Origin of the sequence: Nostoc sp. CHAB 5715 (assembly GCF_020829685.1) — a bacterium.
GTDB lineage: Bacteria > Cyanobacteriota > Cyanobacteriia > Cyanobacteriales > Nostocaceae > Nostoc.
Map to the genome: position 1 here is coordinate 1 of NZ_JAIVFR010001087.1, position 2331 is coordinate 2331.

General features: G+C 43.2%; 1 pseudogene. It reads right to left on the reverse strand.

Annotated features, from left to right (window positions below):
- Positions 1 to 220: 220 nt before the first annotated feature.
- A pseudogene (gene glf / locus LC574_RS36215) lies at positions 221 to 2331 on the reverse strand (UDP-galactopyranose mutase); the annotation flags it as partial.

The following is a 2331-nucleotide window of genomic DNA, read 5'->3' on the forward strand; positions in this document are numbered from 1 at the left end:
GAAGAATTAGCACTCGAATTCAGCGAAATAGACAAAGCCTTTCATCAGTTACAAATTCGCTATCAGTCACTTGTAAATACCCGAAAATTCTTTAACCAGCAATAAAAAAGGAAGTAAATAAAATTGCCAACATGACTTGTGTAGAGACGCGATGGATTGCGTCTCTACTTTAAAAAATTGCAGTCTGGGCAGTGCCTGCCCACGATCAACATCAACAAACTCAAGCCTTAACCGCTATTTCTTTGTATGTTGCTAAAGCCTGTGCCACACAATGATCCATGTTGAGATACTTGTATGTAGCTAGCCGTCCCACAAAATGCACACCTGATGTTGACTCAGCCAGGGCTTTGTATTGTTTGTAAATTTCCTGATTTTCAGGACGTGGTACTGGATAATAGGGGTCGCCCTCTGCCTTGGGAAACTCGTAAACAATACTAGTTTTGGAGTGTTCCTGTCCAGTCAGATACTTAAATTCGGTAATCCGGGTATACAGTTGTTCGTTGGGATAGTTAATTACTGGCGCTGACTGAAACACAGGGGTGTGATGCGTCTCATGTTTGAAATCTAATGAGCGATAGGGTAGTTTACCGTAGCGACAATCAAAAAACTCATCAACTGGCCCAGTGTAAACCATCTCACGGCAAGGTATAGCCTTCTCGATTTCGCGGTAATCGGTGTTGAGCATTACCTTAATGTTCGGATGATTTAACATATTCTCAAACATCCGGGTAAAGCCGTGCAGTGGCATTGCTTGGTAACTATCTGTGAAATATCGGCTGTCGCGGTTGGTACGGGTGGGAATTCGGGCAATTACTGTTTTGTCAAGTTCTGAAGGATCTAGTCCCCATTGTTTGCGAGTGTAGTTTTTGAAGAACTTTTCGTAAAGTTCCTGACCAACTTTACTAATCACTACATCTTCAGAGGTACGGATGTGTTCTCTCGGTTCTGCAACTGACTGGAAAAACTCTTCTGCTTGGAATGAATTGAGGTTCATTCCATAGAGTTTGTTGATCGTGTCAAGGTTAATGGGAATGGGAACAAGTTGTCCATCTACACTGGCTAGAACGTGATGCTCGTAAGAACGCCAGGGAGTGAACTGGGAGAGATAGTCAAATACTTCGCGGGAACTGGTATGAAAGATGTGGGGGCCATATTTATGTACGAGAATTCCGTGGTCGTCGTAATGGTCGTAAGCATTGCCGCCGATGTGGTTGCGCTTGTCTACAACTAATACTTTTTTACCGGAATTTCTCGCCAAGCGTTCAGCAATAACGCTACCAGAGAAACCTGCACCAACAACTAAGTAATCAAATATAAAGTCTCTGGTAATGATGCTTGGTGCTTCTGGGATATCTGTTGAGATGGGAGATTTCCCATTTTTACCATTAATTGTGGTATTTTGTGTAGTTGCGATCGCAGATTCTATCAACTGCATCATCGATCCCCAAGTCCAATCCCAAGAAATCTGCTCTAAGAAAGCATCTACCCGACTCAACCATCCTGATGCTGGGGTATCTTCTTGCAATGCCTGTTCTGCGGCGACGACAAACTCTTCAGCAGTGTCTGCAATTCGTACTAGCTTCAAGTCTCCATAAGGACGCACCACATCCCGAATCGAGGTAGAGACTACAGGTTTACCTGCGGCTAAATACTCTGGTGTTTTAGTCGGGCTAATAAAACGTGTTGACTCGTTTCGCGCAAACGGCAATATTGCCAAATCCCAACCCGCCAGATATGCAGGTAAGTCTTTATAGTCTTTACTACCGAGATAATGAATATTTTCATACTGTGGCAGAACTGCTGGGTCAATTTTCACAACTGGCCCAATTAAGACTAAATGCCAATCAGGACGAGCCTCGGCAATTCCAGCTAGTAATTCAATATCCATTCGCTCATCAATTACACCAAAGAAGCCAAGGCGCGGATGAGGAATATTTGCTTGGTCTGCTGGTTCTTCTTTAAGGGTTCTTCCTTGTCCAAAGTGGGCTACATCTACACTACTGGGAAATGCATAAACGTTTGGATGCTGGTTTACTTTACTTTCGTAAAGGCTTTGCCCACCTGTAAATACTAGGTTTGCCCGACGAAATAGTTCTGCTTCGTAGTTCTTTAAAGTAGGTGATGCTCCTTTAAAGGCAGACAATTCATCCATGCAATCGTAGATAACAGCTTCAGGTTCTAAATGGCTAGCCCATGCGATCGCCATTGGTGTATAGTACCAACAAATGTATTTAGAGATATTATGTTCTGCAAATAACCCATCGAGCAGTACTTTTAGATCCGCGTTTACTGCTTATTTACTCAGACCTTCTGGTAGATGTAGCCCACTTT